This window comes from Mycobacterium sp. MYCO198283 (assembly GCF_021213805.1).
Classification (GTDB): domain Bacteria; phylum Actinomycetota; class Actinomycetes; order Mycobacteriales; family Mycobacteriaceae; genus Mycobacterium.
In genome coordinates, this window is the sequence record NZ_JAJQJI010000001.1 from 113,566 (window position 1) to 132,616 (window position 19,051).

17 protein-coding genes are annotated in these 19,051 nt (G+C 72.4%); 4 read left to right on the forward strand and 13 right to left on the reverse strand.

Features of this window, described 5'->3' with window-relative positions; genetic code table 11:
• Window positions 1-30 precede the first annotated feature (30 nt).
• From LV457_RS00540 to LV457_RS00555, 4 genes are all read right to left on the reverse strand, one after another.
• On the reverse strand, window positions 31-975 hold the full coding sequence (locus LV457_RS00540; protein WP_232168387.1) for a glucosyl-3-phosphoglycerate synthase: 945 nt from the start codon (window positions 973-975) through the stop codon (window positions 31-33).
• Window positions 972-1,796: a dihydropteroate synthase gene (folP, locus tag LV457_RS00545; RefSeq protein ID WP_232169177.1), complete on the reverse strand. Its 825-nt coding sequence runs from the start codon at window positions 1,794-1,796 to the stop codon at window positions 972-974. The genes LV457_RS00540 and folP overlap by 4 nt, the downstream gene beginning before the upstream one ends.
• Window positions 1,797-1,867: 71 nt before the next feature.
• The gene (gene fadD6 / locus LV457_RS00550; protein ID WP_232168389.1) at window positions 1,868-3,673 is read right to left on the reverse strand and encodes a long-chain-acyl-CoA synthetase FadD6; all 1,806 of its coding nucleotides are present in this window, start codon (window positions 3,671-3,673) and stop codon (window positions 1,868-1,870) included.
• Between the two features lie 2 nt (window positions 3,674-3,675).
• A complete protein-coding gene (locus LV457_RS00555; RefSeq protein ID WP_232168390.1) occupies window positions 3,676-4,257 on the reverse strand; it encodes a TIGR00730 family Rossman fold protein in 582 nt (193 codons plus the stop codon).
• 63 nt (window positions 4,258-4,320) lie between these two features.
• Here LV457_RS00555 and LV457_RS00560 point away from each other — a divergent pair, with 63 nt between their 5' ends.
• Window positions 4,321-5,325 (forward strand): hypothetical protein, encoded by a 1,005-nt coding sequence (locus tag LV457_RS00560; protein WP_232168391.1) that lies wholly within the window; start codon window positions 4,321-4,323, stop codon window positions 5,323-5,325.
• Here LV457_RS00560 and dapE read toward each other — a convergent pair.
• On the reverse strand, window positions 5,310-6,386 hold the full coding sequence (gene dapE, locus LV457_RS00565) for a succinyl-diaminopimelate desuccinylase (protein WP_232168392.1): 1,077 nt from the start codon (window positions 6,384-6,386) through the stop codon (window positions 5,310-5,312). The two genes, LV457_RS00560 and dapE, sit on opposite strands and share 16 nt — an antisense overlap.
• A gap of 28 nt (window positions 6,387-6,414) precedes the next feature.
• Between dapE and dapD the strand changes: the two genes are divergently transcribed.
• Window positions 6,415-7,377 carry a 2,3,4,5-tetrahydropyridine-2,6-dicarboxylate N-succinyltransferase gene (gene dapD, locus LV457_RS00570; RefSeq protein WP_232168393.1) on the forward strand — a complete coding sequence of 321 codons (963 nt, stop codon included), beginning with the start codon at window positions 6,415-6,417 and terminating at the stop codon, window positions 7,375-7,377.
• A 17-nt stretch (window positions 7,378-7,394) separates the two neighbouring features.
• Here dapD and LV457_RS00575 read toward each other — a convergent pair whose 3' ends face one another.
• Window positions 7,395-8,777 (reverse strand): acyl-CoA synthetase, encoded by a 1,383-nt coding sequence (locus LV457_RS00575; protein ID WP_232168394.1) that lies wholly within the window; start codon window positions 8,775-8,777, stop codon window positions 7,395-7,397.
• 40 nt (window positions 8,778-8,817) lie between these two features.
• Here LV457_RS00575 and LV457_RS00580 point away from each other — a divergent pair, with 40 nt between their 5' ends.
• A complete protein-coding gene (locus LV457_RS00580; RefSeq protein ID WP_232168395.1) occupies window positions 8,818-9,363 on the forward strand; it encodes an NUDIX hydrolase in 546 nt (181 codons plus the stop codon).
• Here the strand turns inward: LV457_RS00580 and LV457_RS00585 are convergent.
• The 6 genes from LV457_RS00585 to LV457_RS00610 form a co-directional block, all read right to left on the reverse strand.
• The gene (locus LV457_RS00585) at window positions 9,360-10,808 is read right to left on the reverse strand and encodes an HNH endonuclease signature motif containing protein (RefSeq protein ID WP_232168396.1); all 1,449 of its coding nucleotides are present in this window, start codon (window positions 10,806-10,808) and stop codon (window positions 9,360-9,362) included. The genes LV457_RS00580 and LV457_RS00585 overlap by 4 nt on opposite strands.
• A gap of 10 nt (window positions 10,809-10,818) precedes the next feature.
• On the reverse strand, window positions 10,819-11,967 hold the full coding sequence (locus tag LV457_RS00590; RefSeq protein WP_232168397.1) for an MFS transporter: 1,149 nt from the start codon (window positions 11,965-11,967) through the stop codon (window positions 10,819-10,821).
• A 38-nt stretch (window positions 11,968-12,005) separates the two neighbouring features.
• On the reverse strand, window positions 12,006-12,401 hold the full coding sequence (locus LV457_RS00595; protein WP_232168399.1) for a TM2 domain-containing protein: 396 nt from the start codon (window positions 12,399-12,401) through the stop codon (window positions 12,006-12,008).
• A gap of 37 nt (window positions 12,402-12,438) precedes the next feature.
• Window positions 12,439-13,590: a succinyldiaminopimelate transaminase gene (gene dapC, locus LV457_RS00600; protein WP_232169178.1), complete on the reverse strand. Its 1,152-nt coding sequence runs from the start codon at window positions 13,588-13,590 to the stop codon at window positions 12,439-12,441.
• The gene (gene fdxA, locus LV457_RS00605) at window positions 13,587-13,910 is read right to left on the reverse strand and encodes a ferredoxin (RefSeq protein ID WP_232168401.1); all 324 of its coding nucleotides are present in this window, start codon (window positions 13,908-13,910) and stop codon (window positions 13,587-13,589) included. Before fdxA ends, dapC begins: the two co-directional genes overlap by 4 nt.
• A 179-nt stretch (window positions 13,911-14,089) precedes the next feature.
• The gene (locus tag LV457_RS00610) at window positions 14,090-16,633 is read right to left on the reverse strand and encodes a bifunctional FO biosynthesis protein CofGH (protein WP_232169179.1); all 2,544 of its coding nucleotides are present in this window, start codon (window positions 16,631-16,633) and stop codon (window positions 14,090-14,092) included.
• A gap of 198 nt (window positions 16,634-16,831) precedes the next feature.
• On the opposite strand from LV457_RS00610, the gene LV457_RS00615 reads away from it, so the two are divergent.
• Window positions 16,832-18,637 carry a bifunctional diguanylate cyclase/phosphodiesterase gene (locus LV457_RS00615; protein ID WP_232169180.1) on the forward strand — a complete coding sequence of 602 codons (1,806 nt, stop codon included), beginning with the start codon at window positions 16,832-16,834 and terminating at the stop codon, window positions 18,635-18,637.
• Here the strand turns inward: LV457_RS00615 and LV457_RS00620 are convergent.
• Window positions 18,605-18,922, reverse strand: coding sequence for a hypothetical protein (locus LV457_RS00620; RefSeq protein WP_232168403.1), 318 nt, complete (start codon window positions 18,920-18,922; stop codon window positions 18,605-18,607). The genes LV457_RS00615 and LV457_RS00620 overlap by 33 nt on opposite strands.
• Window positions 18,923-19,051: the final 129 nt, after the last annotated feature.

The window sequence follows — 19,051 nt, forward strand, 5'->3', positions numbered from 1 at the left end:
CACCGATAGTGCCCTACGGCACCGACCCGGCTACCGCGGGCGCAGCGTGTTCATCGGCGGCCGGTCGGCCAGCCGCACCGGCGAGGTCCGCGGCGTGAACCCGTCACCGTCGGCGAAGAACTGGGTGAGCCCCACTCCGGAGTCGCCGACGCCGCACCGCGCGAGCAGCGTGGCGATCACCTGGCGGCTCATGGCGCCCAGCTCGGTCAGCGGCCGGTTGCGGTGCGTGCGCACACCGAGGTTGACCTGCGCGAGCCCGTCGAGCCCGAGCCGGTCGTAAGCGTCGATCAGCAGACCGATCTCGACGCCGTAGCCGGGCGCGAACGGCACCGACGTCAGCAGCTCGCGCGTGCCGGCGTACTCGCCGCCGAGCGGCTGGAAGATGCAGCCGAGCTCCGGGCGCAGCGCCGACAGCAGCGGCCGCGCGACGAGCTGGGTGACCCGGCCGCCGCCGTTGGCGTCCTCGCTGCCGCTGACCTTCAGCGGCCGCCGGTAGAAGCCCTTGACCAGGTGCACACCGTCGACGGTCAGCAGCGGGCCGACGAGCCGGGGCACGAACATCGGGTCGGGATCAATCAGGTCGGAGTCGATGAAGACGACGATGTCGCCGGTGGTCGCCGCCAGCGAGCGCCACAGCACCTCGCCCTTGCCCGGCTGCGGCGCCACCTCCGGCAGCGCCTGCTCGCGGCTGACCACCCGAGCGCCGGCGGCCACCGCGCGGATCCCGGTGTCGTCGGTGGAGCCGGAGTCGAGCACCACCAGCTCGTCGACGAGCCCGCCGAGCAGCGGGGCGATGGTCTGCACCACCGCGCCGACGGTGTCTTCCTCGTTGAGCGCCGGGAGCACCACCGAGATGGTGCGCCCGCGCTTGGCGGCCGCCAGCTCGGCGACCGTCCACGTCGGCCGGTCCCAGCTGTGCTCGCGCAGCCACCGACTGTCGAGCATGTGGTCCGCCAAATCCGGTGATGTCGTCATGCCAGTCCCCTCACCGTGCGCGCCGGCTGCCGTACGCCCTGGATCGCCGCGACCATCTCCAGGACGCGGCGAGTGGGTCCGACCTCGTGCACGCGGAACATCCGGACACCGGCAGCGGCGGCGAGCGCCGTGGCGGCGAGCGTGCCCTCGAGGCGTTCGGTCAAACCCACACCCAGAGTCTCCCCGACGAAATCCTTGTTGCTCAGGGCCATCAGGACGGGCCATCCGGTGTTTACAAGATCTTCGGCATGGCGCAACAAAGCGAGCCCGTGGAAGGTGTTCTTGCCGAAATCGTGGGTCGGGTCGATGAGGATTCCGTCGCGCGGCACCCCGGCGGCGACGGCCCGTTCGGCCGCCGCGCAGACCTCCGCCAGGACGTCGTCGACGACGCCGCGCACGGTGTCGCCGTAGCGGACGCGGAACGGCCGGGTGCGAGGCACCGCGCCGCCGGTGTGCGAGCACACCAGCCCTGCGCCGTGAGCGGCCGCCACCGCTGCCAGCCCCGGGTCGGCGCCCGCCCAGGTGTCGTTGATCAGGTCGGCGCCGGCGCGGCACGCCTGGTCGGCCACCTCGGCGCGCCAGGTGTCGACGCTGATCAGCTGGTCGGGGTACTCGCCGCGCAGCCAGGCGATGAACGGCACCACCCGCGCGATCTCGGCGTCGGCGTCGACCGCGTCGCCGGGGCCGGCCTTCACACCGCCGATGTCGACGACGTCGGCGCCTTCGGCGACCACCCGGGCGACCGCGGCCTTGGCGGCGTCGTCGTCGAAGGCCGCGCCCCGGTCGTAGAAGGAATCCGGCGTGCGGTTGACGATCGCCATGACCAACGCCCGGTCAGCGGGCACCGGCCGGCCGCGAAACGTCTCCTGCACTCCTCCAGGCTAGGCGGGCGTCAGTTCTTGGGTCGGGACCCGTTCGCGACCTCTTGCGGGTACTCGTCGTAGAACTCGACGTAGCCCTCGTCGCGACCCTTGAGCACGTAGATCGGATCCTCGATCGTGCCGCTGTCCTCGTCGCCCTCGCCGGTGTTGCCGCCGTAGCCCTGCTTGCGCAGCTCCACCTTCTGGCTCTTGAACGTCGACGTGTGCGCCAGCTCGTCGACCACGCGGACGAACAGCGGCACCGCGTAGGGCGGCAGCTTGTCGTAGACGGTCTTGGCCAGCGCCTTGCCGTCGAACTCCTTGCCCTCCTTGAGCTGGATGGCCGCCATCCCGGCCTTGCCGCCGGCGCCCTCGACCTCGACGCCGTAGACCGTCGCCTCCTCCACGTTCGGGTCGGTCGACAGCGCGGCCTCGACCTCGGTGGTGGCGACGTTCTCGCCCTTCCACCGGAAGGTGTCGCCGAGCCGGTCGGCGAAAGCGGCGTGACCGAAGCCCTGCGAGCGCATCAGGTCGCCGGTGTTGAACCAGACGTCGCCGTCCTTGAAGGCGTTGCGCACCAGCTTCTTCTCGGTGGCTTCCTTGTCGGTGTAGCCGTCGAAGGGTTGGAAGCTGCTCACCTTGGACAGCAGCAGACCGGCTTCGCCGTTCTTGACCTTCTTCACCCGGCCCTTCTCGTCGCGGACCGGTTCGCCGCTGTCGGGGTCGTATTCGACGAACGCGACCGGCGACGGGCAGATGCCGGTGGTCTTGTCGAGGTTGAAGAAGTTGAGGAACGCGGTGTTGCTCTCGCTGGCGGAGTAGAACTCGCACACCCGCTCGATGCCGAACCGCTCGGTGAACTGATCCCAGATCGCCGGCCGCAGCCCGTTGCCGGCGATCACGCGCACCTTGTGCTTGCGGTCGGTGTCGCGCTCCGGCTGGTTGAGCAGATAGCCGCAGATCTCACCGATGTAGACGAAGGCGGTGGCGTCGTAGCGGATGACCTCGTCCCAGAACTTCGACGCCGAGAACGATTTGCCGATGGCCAGCGTCGCGCCGCCGTTCAGCACGGCCGAGCACGCGACCGTCAGCGCGTTGTTGTGGTACAGCGGCAGGCAGCAGTACAGGGTGTCCTTGCTGTTCAGCCGCATGCCCAGGCCACCGAAGCCGGCCAGCGCCCGCAGCCAGCGATAGTGCGTCATCACCGACGCCTTGGGCATGCCGGTGGTGCCGGAGGTGAAAATGTAGAACGCCTTGTCCTTTGCCACCAGCGTCGAGGTCACGTCCGGGTTCTTGGTCGACGCCCCCTCGGCGAGCCGCTCCAGCTCGCCGAGCGTCAACAGCTCGCCCGCTTCGGCGCCCGCCTCGTCGATGGCCTCGCAGAACTCGTCGTCGGTGACGACGACCTTGGCTTCGAGCAGCCCGAAGCTGTGCTTGAGCACGTCGCCGCGCTGGTTGTAGTTGAGCATGCCGGCGATGGCGCCGAGCTTGACCGTGGCGAGCATCAGCAGTACGGGGTGCGGGGAGTTCTTGAGCATGACGCCGACGACGTCGCCCTTGCCGACGCCGTGGTCGGCCAGCACGGCGGCGTACCGGTTGACCGTCTCGTTGGCCTCGCGGTAGGTGATCTGCTGGTCCTCGAAGCGGATGAAGAGGTGGTCGGCGTAGCGCGCCGCCCGCTCCTGGAAGACCTTGCCGATCGACGTCCTGCCGCCCGGTCGGGCCATGAACCCGGTGAGCACCCCCTGGACGATGGTGGGCGTGTCCATCACGATCGACGGCAACTGGACCGCGATGTCGAGGATGCCGACGGATTTGCGTGTCTTCTGCTCAGACATGCTCACTGACCTTCCGCACTCAAGGGTTCGGGTGGCTCGCACGCGGCGAGCGCCGCGTCGACGTTACGGGTGACCGTGATGCGTTCGAATGCCTCCGGTGTGACGTAGCCGCGGTCCAGCAAGCCGACCAACCAGGCCCACAGCCCGTCATAGTGCCCCTCCGGATCGAGGAGCACGACGGGTTTGGCATGCATTCCGAGATATCCGGCTGTCCACGTTTCAAACAATTCCTCCAGCGTGCCGATGCCGCCGGGGAGCGTGACGAAGGCGTCGGCGCGGTCTTCCATCAGCTGCTTGCGCTGGCGCATCGTGTCGACGACGAGCAGCTCGTCGGCGTCGGTGTCGGCGACCTCGCGATGCACCAGCGCCTTGGGGATGACGCCGACGGTGTGGCCGCCGCGCGACCGGGCGCCGTCGGCCAGCGCCCCCATCGCCGAGACGTTGCCGCCGCCGGACACCAGCGTCCAGCCCCGCGCGGCGATGCCCTCCCCCACTCGGCGGGCCAGGTCGAGCAGCGCGGCGTCGGTGGGCACCGACGCGCAGTACACGCACACCGCCCAGTCGCGGCGGTTTCCTTCGGACACGCCCCGCAACCTAGCTTCGGCGGTTTTCTCACCGGCGGCGAGGTGCCGCAATACGATCCGGCCGTGCCGTCCGAACACCTCGCGCTGGCCGAGCGGCTGTCCAAGGCCACCGCGCTGGCGTGGGAGGGCCGCGGCCGCGAGGCCGACGCGCTGCTCGGCGAGGTGGATCCGGCGTCGTTGTCGCCCGAGGACCTCATCAGCTGGACGCTGCCGCGCGCCGCGAACCAGTTCTGGATGCTGAGTGAACCGGAGCGCGCCACCGCGTTCCTGGCCAACATCCGCAACCGGGTGCTCGACGAGCCCTCGCGGCTGACCATCGACGCGCTGTCGGCGATGTTCGCGATGAACTCCGGAGCACTGGACCGGTCGATGGCCCTGGCTGACGAGGTGCTGTCGTCGCCGGTCGCCACCGCGCAGGCGGTGGGTTGGGCGGCGTCGGCGGCGTCGCTGTGCGCGGCCCGGATGGGACGCGTCGCCGACGTCGACTCGCTGGCGCACCGCGCGGTGGACGCCGACCACCCCGGGCTGCTGCGCTTCACCGTCGGCTTCGCGCGGATCACCGCCGCGCTGCATGCCGACCGGATGGCCGACGCGCAGCGCATCGCCGACGAGCTCGGGGACGGCGGCACCGAACCGGGCCGGGCCATCGGGGCCCTGCTGCGGGCGCGCGTGCGGCTGCACGCCGGGGACGCGGCGAACGCCGCCGACCTGGTGGCAGCACCGGCCGCCGTGCTGGAGCGCACCGGCTATTCGTGGGGCCCGCTGGCGCTGATGACGTCGGCGCACGCGCTGGGCGCGGCGAACGATCCGGTCGCCGCGGCCAAGGCGCTCGCCCGCGCGGAGGCCCGCCACGGGCTCAAGTCGCAGCTGTTCGCCCCGGAGCTCGGGATGGCGCGCGCGCAGGTCACGTCGGCGCTGGGCGACCGCGATGCCGCGATCGCCGCCATCCGGGACGCCGCGCGCACCGCGGAGCGCACCGGGCAGCGCGCGGTCGCGGTGCAGGCCTGGCGGCAGGCCGAGCGGCTGGGTGACGCCCGCGCGGGCGCCGAGATTCAGCGGCTGAGGTAGGCGCGCAGCACGTCGGTGGTCGCGGTGATCGCGTCGACGGCCACGTGTTCGTCGGCCTTGTGCGCCAGGTTCGGATCGCCGGGGCCGTAGTTGACGGCCGGGATGCCGCGCGCGGCGAACCGCGCGACGTCGGTCCAGCCGTACTTCGCCCGGACCTGACCGCCGGCGGCGGCGATCAGCGCGGCCGCCGCGGGCTGCCGCAGGCCGGGCAGCGCGCCGGCGGCGGCGTCGGTCTGCTCGATCGTGACGTCCAGGCCAGTCAGCACCTCGTGCACGTGCTCGAGCGCCTGCGCCGGGGTGCGGTCAGGAGCGAACCGGTAGTTCACGGTCACCGACGCGGCGTCGGGGATGACGTTGCCGGCGACGCCGCCGTCGATGCGCACCGCCGAGAGTCCCTCGCGGTACACGCAGCCGTCGATGTCCACCTGCCGCGCCGGGTACTCGGCAAGCCGCTGCAGCACCGCGCCGAGCTTGTGAATGGCGTTGTCCCCCAGCCAGGACCGCGCCGAGTGTGCCCGGGTCCCGGCGGCGCGGACCACGACCCGCAGCGTGCCCTGGCAGCCCGCCTCGATGTACCCGCCCGACGGCTCGCCGAGCACGGCGAGGTCGGCGCCGAGCCACTCCGGGAGCTCGCGCTCGATGCGGTTCAGCCCGTTGGCGCTGGCCTCGATCTCCTCGCAGTCGTAGAACACCAGCGTCAGGTCGTGCATCGGATCGGTGATCGTCGCGGCGAGGTGCAGGAACACGGCGTCGCCGGATTTCATGTCCGACGTGCCGCAGCCGTAGAGCAGGTCGCCCTCCCCCGTGACGATGCGGCGGCTGGGCACGTTGCCCGCGGCGGGCACGGTGTCGAGGTGACCGGCCAAGAGCACCCGCTGCGGGCGCCCGAGGTGGGTGCGGGCCAGCACCGCGTCGCCGTGGCGCACCACCTCGAAGCCGGGCGCCTGCCGCCGCAGCGCCGCTTCGACCTCGTCGGCGATGCGCGCCTCGTGGCGCGATTCGCTCGGGATGTCCACCAACGCGGCCGTCAGCGCGATCGGGTCATCGGTGAGGTCCAACACGACTGCCCACGCTAGCGGTCGACTAGCCTTGCGCAGCGTGACTACCGCTGTGGGTACCGGGCTGGCGACCCTCGCCGCCGACGGCACCGTCCTCGACGTGTGGTTCCCGGCACCCGAGCTGGGCCATGCCGGCACCGACGAACCCGCCGGCACCACGCAGGCCTCCATCGCCGACCTGCCCGAGCCGTTGGCGATGCTGACCGGCCGCGACGAGGACCGCGACACCGAGACCGTCGCCGTGCGCACGGTGATCGCCTCGCTGGACGACAAGGCCGTCGACGCCTACGACGTCTACCTGCGGCTCCACCTGCTGTCGCACCGGCTGGTCGCGCCGCACGGGCTGAACGCCGAGGGCTTCTTCGGGCTGCTGACCAACGTGGTGTGGACCAACCACGGCCCCTGCCCGGTCGAGGGGTTCGAGCTGGCGCGCGCCCGGCTGCGGCGCCGCGGACCGGTCACCGTCTACGGCGTCGACAAGTTCCCGCGCATGGTCGACTACGTGCTGCCGACGGGCGTGCGGATCGCCGACGCCGACCGGGTGCGGCTCGGCGCCCACCTCGCGCCCGGCACGACGGTGATGCACGAAGGCTTCTGCAACTTCAACGCCGGCACGCTGGGCAGCTCGATGGTCGAGGGCCGCATCTCGGCCGGCGTGGTGGTCGGCGACGGCTCCGACATCGGCGGCGGCGCGTCGATCATGGGCACGCTGTCGGGCGGCGGCAGCGAGGTGATCTCCGTCGGCAAGCGCTGCCTGCTGGGCGCCAACGCCGGGCTGGGCATCTCGCTGGGCGACGACTGCGTGGTCGAGGCGGGGCTGTACGTCACCGCCGGCACCAAGGTCGTGACGCCCGACGGCACCACCGTCAAGGCCCGGGAGCTGTCCGGCGCGAACAACCTGCTGTTCCGGCGCAACTCGGTGTCCGGCGCCGTCGAGGTGGTGCCCCGCGACGGGCAGGGCATCGCGCTCAACGAGGCACTACACGCCAACTAGTCCTTTCGCGGCCAGGCTCAGCGCATCAGCTCCTTCTTGAGCACCTTGCCCATGGCGTTGCGGGGCAGCGCGTCGACCACCCGCACCTCCCGCGGGCGCTTGTGCCGCGACAGTTGTTGCGCCACCGCGTCGATCAGCGCGGCGGGCGGGGCGTCGCCGACCACGTAGGCGACGATCCGCTGGCCGAGGTCGTCGTCGGGCACGCCGACGACGGCCGCCTCCCGCACGCCAGGCTGGCCCAGCAGCACGGTCTCGATCTCGCCGGCGCCGATGCGGTAGCCGCCGCTCTTGATCAGGTCGACAGATTCCCGCCCGACGATCCGGTGCATGCCGTCGCGGTCGACCACGGCGACGTCGCCGGTGCGATACCAGCCGTCGTCGGTGAAGGCCGCGGCGGTGGCGTCGGGCCGGTTGAGGTAGCCGTCGAACATGGTGGGCGCCCGGACCTCCAGCCGCGCTACGGTCTCGCCGTCGTGGGCGACCTCGGCGCCGTCGTCGTCGACCAGCCGCGTCCGCACGCCGGCAAGCGGCATTCCCACCCAGCCCGGCCGGCGCTCGCCGTCGGCGCGCGTCGACAGCGTGATCAGCGTCTCGGTGCTGCCGTAGCGCTCGACGGGCGCGTGCCCGGTCAGCTCGGTCAACCGCTCGAACACGCCGACCGGCAGCGGCGCACTGCCGGACACCAGCAGCCGCGCCGGGCGCAGCGCCTCGGCCGCGGCCGGGTCGGCGACGATCCGCGACCACACGGTCGGCACGCCGAAGTACAGCGTGCCGCCGGCTGTCGCGTAGGCCTCGGCGGTCGGCCGGACGGTGTGCACGAAGCGGTTGCCGATGCGCAGCGAGCCGAGCAGGCCCAGCACCAGCCCATGCACGTGGTAGAGCGGTAGCCCGTGCACCAGCGTGTCGTCGGCGGTCCACTGCCAGGCCTCGGCGAGCGCGTCGATGCCGGCGGCGATCGCGGCGCGGCTGAGCACCACGCCCTTCGGCGGGCCGGTGGTGCCGGAGGTGTACATGACGAGCGCGGGCGCGTCCGCCGGCGGTTCGGCGTAGCGGTGCCAGGACCGGGCGTGCAGCCGGACCGGGATGTGCGGCAGGCCCTCGTCGCTCTCGGGTCGTTCGCCCAGCCAAGCTTGGGCGCCGGAATCGGTGAGGATGTGCCGGCGTTCGGCCGCCCCGACGTCGGCGGGCACCGGCACCACGGGCACACCGGCGATCAGGCAGCCGGTGACCGCGAGCACCGTGGCGATCGACGGCGTCGCCAGCACCGCGACGCGCTCGGCCCGGGCCACGCGTTCGGCGACCGACGTGGCGGCGCCGACGAGGTCGCTGCGGGTGAGCGTCGCGTCGCCGACCCGGACCGCTTCACCGGTGTCGGTCGCGGACAGCGAGGCCAGCAGCACGCCGCCGAGGCTACTCGGCAGCGGCCGCGATACTTGCCTCGTGTCCCACATCGAATGCCTGTCGTCGACGGAGGTGTACCGCAACGCGTGGATCTCGCTGCGGGAGGACCGGATTCGCCGGCCCGACGGCAGCGACGGCGTCTACAGCGTGGTCGACAAGCCGACCTACGCGCTGGTGATCGCCGTCGACGGCGACCGGGTGGCGCTCGTCGAGCAGTACCGGTATCCGCTGCGGATGCGGCGCTGGGAGTTCCCGCAGGGCACCGCGCCCGGGCTGGCCGAGACCGACCCGGCCGAGGTGGCTGCCCGCGAGCTGCGCGAGGAGACCGGGCTGCGGGCGGCGTGCATCCGGCAGATCGGGCGCCTCGACGTGGCGCCCGGCCTGTCGAGCCAGCGCGGGGCGGTGTTCGTCGCGACCGGCGTCACCGCCGGCGAGCACGCCCGCGAGCACGAGGAGCAGGACATGCGCAGCGCGTGGTTCACCCGCTCGGCCGTGGAGGCGATGATGCGGGCAGGCGAGATCACCGACAGCCAGTCGATCGCGGCCTACGCCCTGCTGTTGCTGTCCGAACGCGCCGGCGACTAGAACGGCGGCGGGTCGCCGCCCAAAGCGTCGGGCAGCGCGCCGGCCGACATCCGGGCGGCGCGGCGCACCGCACGCTCCTGGCGGTTTTGGCGGCGTTCGGCGTCGATGGCCTGCGCCCCGGCCTGGGCTCGGCTCCGGCGCCGCAGCGGCATGGCCGCGGTCTGGCACCGCGCGCCGCCCGCCGGGCCGCTGCTCGGCGGCGGAGGCATGTCGGCGGTCGGGACGGCGAGCGCCGGGAACAGCAGCGCGCTGCCCGGGGTCGTCACGTAGCGCTGCCCCGCCGGCGACGTCCAGATGACCGTGCCGTCGCGGAGTTGCTCGTCGCGCCACCCCCTGAACGTCTTCAGCAGATGATGGTGTCGGCACAGACACTTCAGGTTCGACGCGTGGGTCCTCCCGCCCTGTCCGTACGGCACCGTGTGGTCGGCATCGCAATCGGTCGCCGGCTGATCGCACCCCGGGAACCGGCACGTCAGGTCCCGGCACCGCACCCAGTCGGCCAATTTCTTCGACGGCGTGTAGTGGCTTTCCGGCGCCGCGTTCCCGGCGTCGAACAGCGGCACGAGCGTCGCGGCGCGGGCGATCTCGGCGAGCACCTCGGCCGGAATCAGCCCGTCGGAGCCGATGATCACCCCCGGCGCTGCGCCCGTGCCCGCCACCGAACCCCGCTCCGCCACCACGTGGACCACCACCTTCGAGGCGGGCAGGGGAGGCAGCGCGGTCGCGGCACAGTCTTCCCGGCCGCAGCGGCAGCCAAGCCGATCCGCACCCGTCGCCAACGCCGTGAGCGCCTCGGCTCGCCGCTCGTCGACCCCGCGCGGATCGCGCTCGCACACCGAGCCCGCGATCTCGTTCAGGCGGGTCTCGATCACCTTGGCGTCGGTCGCGAACAGCCGGCCCGCCACGTCGGTGAAACCCTCACCGGCATCCCAGAACACCACGTCGCGACCCCGCACCCGCTCCCTGACGCGGCGCACCGCATCCGGATCCCGCCGCGCCACCAGCCGGTCGACCTCGCGAGCGAGCCGGCCCTCCGCCATCGCCGGCCACCGACCCGCCCGCGCCGCCAACTGCGCGTCGAGCACCGCGATCGCCTCGACGTCGGTGACGAGCCCGGTCCGGTAGACGATTGTGCGCACCGTGCGCTGATCGACCTCACCGCGCGCGAACGCCGCCGCGAGCTTCGGCAGCCGCTCACGCAGCGCCACCGCCGTGCTCAACGAGCTGCCTGCCATTCCCGCGCTGATACCCAGCGCAGCCGACAGTTCGGAGCTCACCGCCGCCCACGTATCGACCGCCCAGTCCGGCTCCTCACCGTGCTCGGCCAGTCGCAGCGCATACAACGCGCCGATCGCAGCGAACCGCCGCGCCGCCGCCGCGTTCTCCGCACGCACCGCATCGGCGATCCGCTCCAAGAGCTCCGCCGGTCCGTCGTTGTCGAACATGTGTTCGAGTCTAGCGGCGCCCACCGACAACCCGACGACGCCGACGCCCCGAGGCGACGACCGCCAGACCCACCGCGGCGACCGCGCCCACCGCCCCCGACACGAGCAGCGGCAGCCTGCCGTCGACGCCCCACAGCAGACCGGCCCAGACACCGGCCGACAGCACCGCGAAGCCCGACAGCCCCTGGTAGAGGCCCTGCGCGCTGGACTGGAGCTCGCCGCCGACCAGCGTGGACACCCAGGCCTTGCCGACGCCGTCATAGCAGGCGGTGAACACGCCGTAGACCGCGATCAGCAGCCACGCCGTCAGCGCATCGGTGGTCAGGCCCAGCCCGGCGTAGGCCACCGCGAAGCACCCCAGCCCGACGGCGAACACCGCCTGCCGCGAGAACCGGTCGGCAAGCAGCCCGGCCGGATAGCTCGCCGCCGCGTACACCGCGTTGTAGGCGACGTAGGCGAGCACCACCTCGGGCACCGAGAAGCCGATCTCGTTGAGCCGCAGCAGCAGCAGCGCGTCCGGGAAGTTGACCACGCTGAACAACACCAGGAACGAGACGACGCGCCAGTAGCCGCTCGGCAGCCGCCGCATACCGGCGAGGATCGGCGGCCGCTGCGCCCGCGGGCGCGGTGTCTCCCGCACGGCAAAGACCAGCGCGACGCTCAGCACCGCCGGGATCAGCGCCAGCCACAACACGCTGGCAATGTCGTGGTCGAGCAGCTCGTAGGCCGCCAGCCCCAGCAGCGGCCCGACGACCGCGCCAAGGGTGTCCATGGTGCGGTGGAAGCCGAACACCCGGCCGCGCGCGGCGCCGTCGATGCCCTCGACCAGCAACGCATCGCGGGGCGCGCCGCGCATGCCCTTGCCGAGCCGGTCGACCACCCGTCCGGCGAGCACGCCCTGCCACGCGCCGGCCGCCGCGACGATCAGCTTGCCCAGCGCCGCCATCCCGTAGCCGGTGGCGATCAGCGGCCGGCGCGCGAACCGGTCACCCAGCGGGCCGGACGCCACCTTGGTCAGCGATGCCGCCCCCTCGGCGGCGCCTTCGACCGCACCGACCACCGCGGCCGGCGCGCCGAGCACCGCGGTCAGGTAGATCGGCAGCAGCGGATACAGCAGCTCGCTGGCGGCGTCCTGCAGGAACGACACCGCCGAGAGCACCCGGACGTTCCGGGTGAGCCAGGTGCGGCCGGCGCGCGCTACGTGCCCTCCCGGAGGGGACGCCCGTCCGGGTCGCGCACCCTGTCGGAGAAGATCAGCACGGCGTCGACGATGCCCCACACCACCGCGCCGATACCGCAGGTGACGAGGCCGACGATCAGTTGGGCGATACCCAGACCGGTGTAGCCGAGGTAGATGCGCCCGACGCCGACGAGACCGAACAGACCGATCAACTGCAGCAGCCCGGCGACGAGCTTCGACTTGTCCGACAGCGGTTCGCCGGTTACCGGGTGACGGCCCCACGGCGCTCCCGGATCCGGATACGGCGGCGGGAAGCCGGCAGGTTGCGGCGGAAAGCCGGGGGGCGGCGGAGGGTACGGCGGCTGATGCGGGGGCGGCGGTTCCTCCGTGCCACCGAACTGCGGCTCTGTCATGGCACCGACGATGCCAGATGTCGAGCGGGGCCGGAAGCTAGGCGGCAGCCAACCGTGCGGCGGCGGCGTCGACGCGTTCGTCGGAGGCCGTCAGCGCCAACCGGACGTGCCGGGCGCCGCGCGGCCCGTAGAACTCGCCCGGCGCGGCGAGGATGCCGAAGCCCGCCAGCCATGCCACGGTGTCGCGGCAGGGCTCGTCGCGGGTGGCCCACAGGTACAGGCCGCCCTCGGAGTGCTCGACGCGCAGCCCCGCCCGCCGCACCGCGGGCAGCAGCACCGACCGCCGACGCTCGTAGCGGCGGCGCTGCTCGGCCTCGTGCGCGTCGTCGGTGAGCGCGGCGACCATGGCCGCCTGGATGGGTGTGGGCACCATCATCCCGGCGTGCTTGCGCACCGCCAGCAGTTCGGCGACCACCGCGGGGTCGCCGGTGACGAAGCCCGCGCGGTAGCCGGCCAGCGACGACGTCTTCGACAGCGAGTGCACCGCCAGCAGACCGGTGTGGTCGCCGTCGCACACGTCGGGGTGCAGCACCGACACCGGCGTCTCGTCCCAGCCGAGCCCGAGGTAGCACTCGTCGGACGCCACCAGCACGCCGCGCTCGCGCGCCCAGCCGACGACCTTGCGCAGGTGGTCGACGCCGAGCACCTTGCCCGTCGGGTTGCTGGGCGAGTTCAGGTACACCAGCGCGGGTCTCCGCGCACGCGAGGAGCGCATGTTCAACTGCGGACCGAGCTGGGTCAGCGAGTCCGCCGCCACGACCGCGGCGCCGGCCAACCGCGCGCCCACGTCGTAGGTGGGGTAGGCCAGCTCCGGCACCACCACGACGTCGTCGGCACCGATTCCCAGCAGGGTCGGCAGCCACGCGATGAGCTCTTTGGTGCCGATCACCGGCAGCACGGCCGACGGCGATGCGCCGGTGACGCCATAGCGGCGGGCCAGCGCCGCCGCTGCCGCCTCCCGCAGCGCCGGGGTGCCCGCGGTCGCCGGATAGCCGGGCGCGGACGCCGCGGCGGCCAACGCCTGCGTGATGACCGGCGCGACGGGGTCGACGGGCGTGCCGACCGACAGGTCGACGATGCCGTCGGGATGGGCACGCGCCGTCGCCGTGGCGCCGGCGAGCGTGTCCCACGGAAAGACCGGGAGCGACGCTGCGCGCGTCCGGCGAACGGCGCGCGACGTGGGCGTCAGTCCTCGCTCTGCGGCGGCAGGTCCTTGACCGCCTGCGGGTCGTTGTCGGTCTGGCCGACCTTCGAGGCGCCGCCGGGAGAGCCGAGTTCCTCGAAGAAGTCGGCGTTGATCTGGATGTAGCTGCTCCACTGGTCGGGGACGTCGTCCTCGTAGTAGATGGCCTCCACCGGGCACACCGGCTCGCACGCACCGCAGTCGACGCACTCGTCGGGGTGGATGTACAGCATGCGTGCGCCCTCGTAGATGCAGTCGACGGGGCACTCCTCGATGCATGCCTTGTCTTTCACGTCGACGCAGGGTTCGGCAATGGTGTACGTCACTGAGCCCTCCTGAAGGATCTCTGTCGAAAAGCGTTGTGGCTGGGCTGCCGTCGGCGTCAGGCGTGCCGAGAGGACGGTTCAGTATCGACCAGTCGATACCGAGCGCGAGTCTCAGTGTGCCCTAACCTTCCGCGTGGTTACTGATACTAGCCGTCTCACATACAGCCCACTAGGGCGGCTCAGGCGGCCAGCGGCACGTAGGTGGTGGTGCGCTGGCGGGCCGGGCGACCGATGCCGGCGGCGATGTCGACCAGCTCGGCGACCGTCTTGGCCGACCCGTGCTCGGAGCCCGCCATCCGCGAGATGGTCTCCTCCATCAGCGTGCCGCCGAGGTCGTTGGCGCCGCCGGCGAGCATGACGCGGGTGTGCTCGACGCCGAGCTTGACCCAGCTGGTCTGGATGTTGGCGATCCGGCCGTGCAGCATGATCCGGGCCAGCGCGTGCACCGCCCGGTTGTCGCGATGCGTGGGTCCGGGCCGCGCCGCACCCGCGAGGTACAGCGGCGAGCTCTGGTGCACGAACGGCAGCGGCACGAACTCGGTGAAGCCGCCGGTGCGGTCCTGGATCTGCCGCAGGATCCGCAAGTGGCCGACCCAGTGCCGCGGGGTGTCGACGTGGCCGTACATCATCGTCGAGCTGGACCGCAGCCCGACCTCGTGGGCGGTGGTCACCACGTCGATCCAGGCCGAGGTCGGCAGCTTGCCCTTGGTGAGCACCCACCGCACCTCGTCGTCGAGGATTTCCGCCGCGGTGCCCGGGATGGTGTCCAGACCTGCCTCCCGCAGCGCGGTCAGCCACTCCCGCACACTCTGCCCGCTGCGCGCCGCGCCGTTGCTGATCTCCATCGGGCTGAACGCGTGGACGTGCATCGACGGCACCCGCGCCTTGACCGCGCGGACCAGGTCGGCGTAGCCGGTGACGGGCAGCTCGGGATCGATGCCGCCCTGCATGCACACCTCGGTGGCGCCGTCCACGTGAGCCTCCCAGGCCCGCTGCGCCACCTCGTCGGTGGACAGCGTGAACGCGTCGGCGTCGCCCTTGCGCTGCGCGAACGCGCAGAACCGGCAGCCGGTGTAGCAGATGTTGGTGAAGTTGATGTTGCGGTTGACGACGTAGGTGACGTCGTCGCCGACGGTGTCGCGCCGCAGCGCATCCGCCAGGGCCGCAACGGCTTCCAACGCCGGGCCGGTGGCGGTGGCGAGCGCCAGGTACTCGCCGTCGGTGCAACCGGCCGGATCGGCTTCGGTCGACCGCAGCGCCGCCAGCACATCGGCGTCCAGGCGCTCCGGCGCCCGCACCGACAGCTCGTGCACCTTCTCGCGGATCGCGTCCCAGTCACCGAACGCGCTGCCCAGGTCGCTTCGCGTCGCGGTCAGCCGGCCGTCGCTGTCGATCGCCGAGTTCAGGTCCACCCGGCCCGCCGACTCCCACGCGGCGTCCGGTTCCTGCCACGGCCGTCCCACCGGCAGCACGTCGGCCGCCCAGCCCGTCGCCGGGTCGGCGAGCGCGTCGACGTGCGCCCGCACCCGCGGGTCGATCCACGCCGCCCCGGCGCGGACGTAGTCGGGCTGCGCGGTGAGCCGCTCGACCAGGTCGAACCCCGCCTCGGCGGTGACGTCGGCGAGGTCGTCGAGCGCGGGCCACGGCCGTTCGGGGTTCACGTGATCGGGCGTCAGCGGGGACACGCCGCCCCAGTCGTCGACACCGGCGCCGATCAGCGAACGGCACTCGTCGCGCGACACCAGGTTCGGCGGCGCCTGGATGCGCATCTTGGGTCCCAGCACCAGCCGCGCCACCGCGATGGTGGCGAGGAAGTCGGCGAGGTCGGCGTCGGGTGCGGCGCCCATCGCCGTCGCCGGCTTGGCCCGGAAGTTCTGGACGATGACTTCCTGCACGTGGCCGAACTCCCGGTGCGACTGCCGGATCGCATACAGCGTCTCCGCGCGCTCGGTGAGCGTCTCGCCGATGCCCACCAGCAGTCCGGTGGTGAACGGGATGGACAGCCGCCCGGCGTCGGTCAGCGTGCGCAGCCGCACCGCCGGGTCCTTGTCGGGGCTGCCGTAGTGCGCGAGCCCCTTGGTCTCGAAGAGCCGCCGCGACGTCGTCTCGAGCATCATGCCCATCGACGGCGCCACCGGCTTCAGCCGCGACAGCTCCGACCAGCTCATCACCCCGGGGTTGAGGTGCGGCAGCAGGCCCGTCTCCTCTAGCACGCGGATCGCCATCGCCCGCACGTAGGACAGCGTGGAGTCATAACCGCGCTCGTCCAACCAGCGCCGGGCCTCGTCCCACCGCGCCTCCGGCCGGTCCCCGAGGGTGAACAGCGCCTCCTTGCAGCCCAGCGCCGCGCCGCGGCGGGCGATGTCGAGGATCTGGTCCGGTTCGAGGTACATGCCCTCGCCGCGGGCGCGCAGTTTGCCGGGCACGGTGACGAACGTGCAGTAGTGGCAGGTGTCGCGGCACAGGTGCGTCACCGGGATGAACACCTTGCGCGAGTAGCTCACCGGCAGCCGGCCGTGCGGTCCGCGGCGACCGGCCGACGACAGACCGGCATCGCGCACGCGGGCGGCGCTGGCACACAGGTCGGCGAGGTCGTCGCCGCGGGCCGTCATCGCGATGGCCGCTTCGTCGACGTTCAGCGTCACCCCGTCGCGCACCCGGCGCAGCACGCGCCGCAGGGCCGAGGATCCCGCTCGCAGGGGTACGACAGGGCTGGGCAGCACGACCGGCTCGCCGTCCGGCGTCCCGTCAGGCGTCAAGGGCACGAGCGCCAGATTAGTCCTCGTCGTCATACGATGGGGTGCGGCGTTGCTGGGCTGGCGAGATGGTCGACGCGAACGGTGTCTTCAGTGAACAACGATTCCCACGTCCTCCCCGACGTCTCGGAAGGCGTTCTCATCGTCTCCGTCGCCGCCCGGCTGATGGCGGCGACCGAGGCCACGGCCATCGCGGTCACCGAGTCGATCCTCGCGGACCTGGCGGCCTACTTCGGCGTCGACGCCTGCTTCCTGCGCCACAACGACCACGACATCGGCGCCACCCGCCTGGTGGCGCAGTGGCCGGCACGCGCGTTCATCCCGAGCCCCGACCCCATCGGAGTCGTGCACTTCGACGGCGCCGACCCGGTGTTCGCCAAGGCCGAGCACCTCAAGGAGCCGACGGTGCTGCGCCCGGGACTCGCCGACGGCGCGTACCGCGAGCTGCTCGAGAAGGCCACGGGCAACTCCGATTTCACGCTCGCCGCGGCGCCGCTGCTCTCGGGTCCGGTCACCACCGGCACGCTCGGCTTCGTCTCGTTCGGCGAGCGGGAGTGGTCGACGGCCGACCTCGACGCGCTGGCGGCCATCGCGTCGCTGTTCGCGCAGTCGCTCGCCCGCTTCGACGCCGAGGCCCAGCTGCGGTTCGCGGCCGGGCACGACGACCTCACCGGCCTGAACAATCGCCGGTCGCTGATGGCGCACCTCGACGACCGGCTCGCCGAGGGCAGGCCGGGGCCCGTCGCCGCGCTGTTCCTCGACCTCGACCGGCTGACGATGGTGAACGCCTATCTCGGCACGATCGCCGGCGACCAGTACATCCGCGGCTTCGCCGACCAGCTCCGCCAACGGGTCGGCGACGCCATGATCGCCCGGCTCGGCGGCGACGAGTTCGTCGTCATCCCGAACGAGCCGATGGACATCGTCGCGGCCGCGGAGCTCGCCGCCGAGCTACAGGACGGGCTGCGGCAGGAGGCGGCCGGGCACCGGGAGGCGCTCGCGCGCACCGTCAGCATCGGCGTGGCCGCCGCGTACCCCGGCCGCGACACCACCTCCGACCTGCTGAACCGGGCCGACCACGCGGTGCTGAAGGCCAAGGCGGCCGGCGGCAACCAGCTGGCGACGTTCACCTACGACGAAGGGCTCAAGGCGGCGTTCCGCGAGGAGGTCGAGATGCACCTCGGCGGCGCCGCCGAAGCCGACGCCTTCGTCCTCCACTTCCAGCCGGAGGTGGACCTGCGGACGGGTCGCATCCTGGCGGTCGAGGGGCTGGTGCGCTGGCAGCACCCGACGCGTGGCCTGCTGCTGCCCGATTCGTTCATCGGGGTGGCGGAATCGATGAACCTCGCCGGGGAGCTCGGCCGCTGGGTGCTCCGGGCGGGCTGCGCCCAACTGGCGCAGTGGCGCCGCGCCGGGCTGGCGGCGGACCTGGTGCTGCGGGTCAACGTCTCCCCGGTGCAGCTGGTGACCGACGGCTTCGCCGACGACGTGGCCGCCGTGCTGGCGGCGACCGGGGTGAGCGGGGACACGCTGTGCCTGGAGATCACCGAGAGCGTCCTGGTGCGGGACATCGACACCGCCCGCGCGACACTGCTGGCGCTGAAGGAGCTCGGGGCACGGGTCGCAATCGACGACTTCGGCACGGGGTACAGCGTGCTGTCGTACCTGAAGTCGCTCCCGGTGGACACGCTGAAGGTCGACCGCAGCTTCGTGCGCGACCTCGGCCACAGCGCCCGCGACCTGGCGATCGTGCGCGCGATCATCGCGCTCGCGCGGTCGTTCGACCTCGACGTGGTCGCCGAGGGGGTCGAGACACCGGAGGCCGCCGCAACGCTGCTCGAACACGGCTGCCACCGCGCGCAGGGGTTCCTGCTCGCCCGCCCGTTGCCGGCCGACGAGATGACCGAGCTGCTGCGGCGGGGAAAGCTGTCGTGGCGGTCAGCCGGCGAGGGCGCGGCGCCACAGCAGTAGCGCCGCCGGCCCGACACCCGCCACGAGCAACACCAGCGGCATCACGTTCATCACCCCGACGCCGCCCAGCATCGAGTCGTCACCCGGCCCCGCGGTGCTCAGCACGATCACCGTCGCCAGCCACGCCCACAGCGAGACCGCGGCGAGGCGCGGGGAGCGCACCCACCACCAGCCGACCCACACCAGCGCCAGGTTGAGGGCCCCGCTCAGCACGGCACTGACCGGCACGGGCACGACACCGATGCGGAGCGGGAGGAAGAACACGGCGGCCACGGCGCTGAGCACCCCGTCGACCGCGAGCAGGACGAGAACGACGGCGGTGCCGACGCGCGAGCGCGGGCCGGAGGTACCGTCGCCGACTTCGGCGGTCAGCTGATCGCTAGGTCGGGATGCTGTCGAGCAGCGCGACGAGCG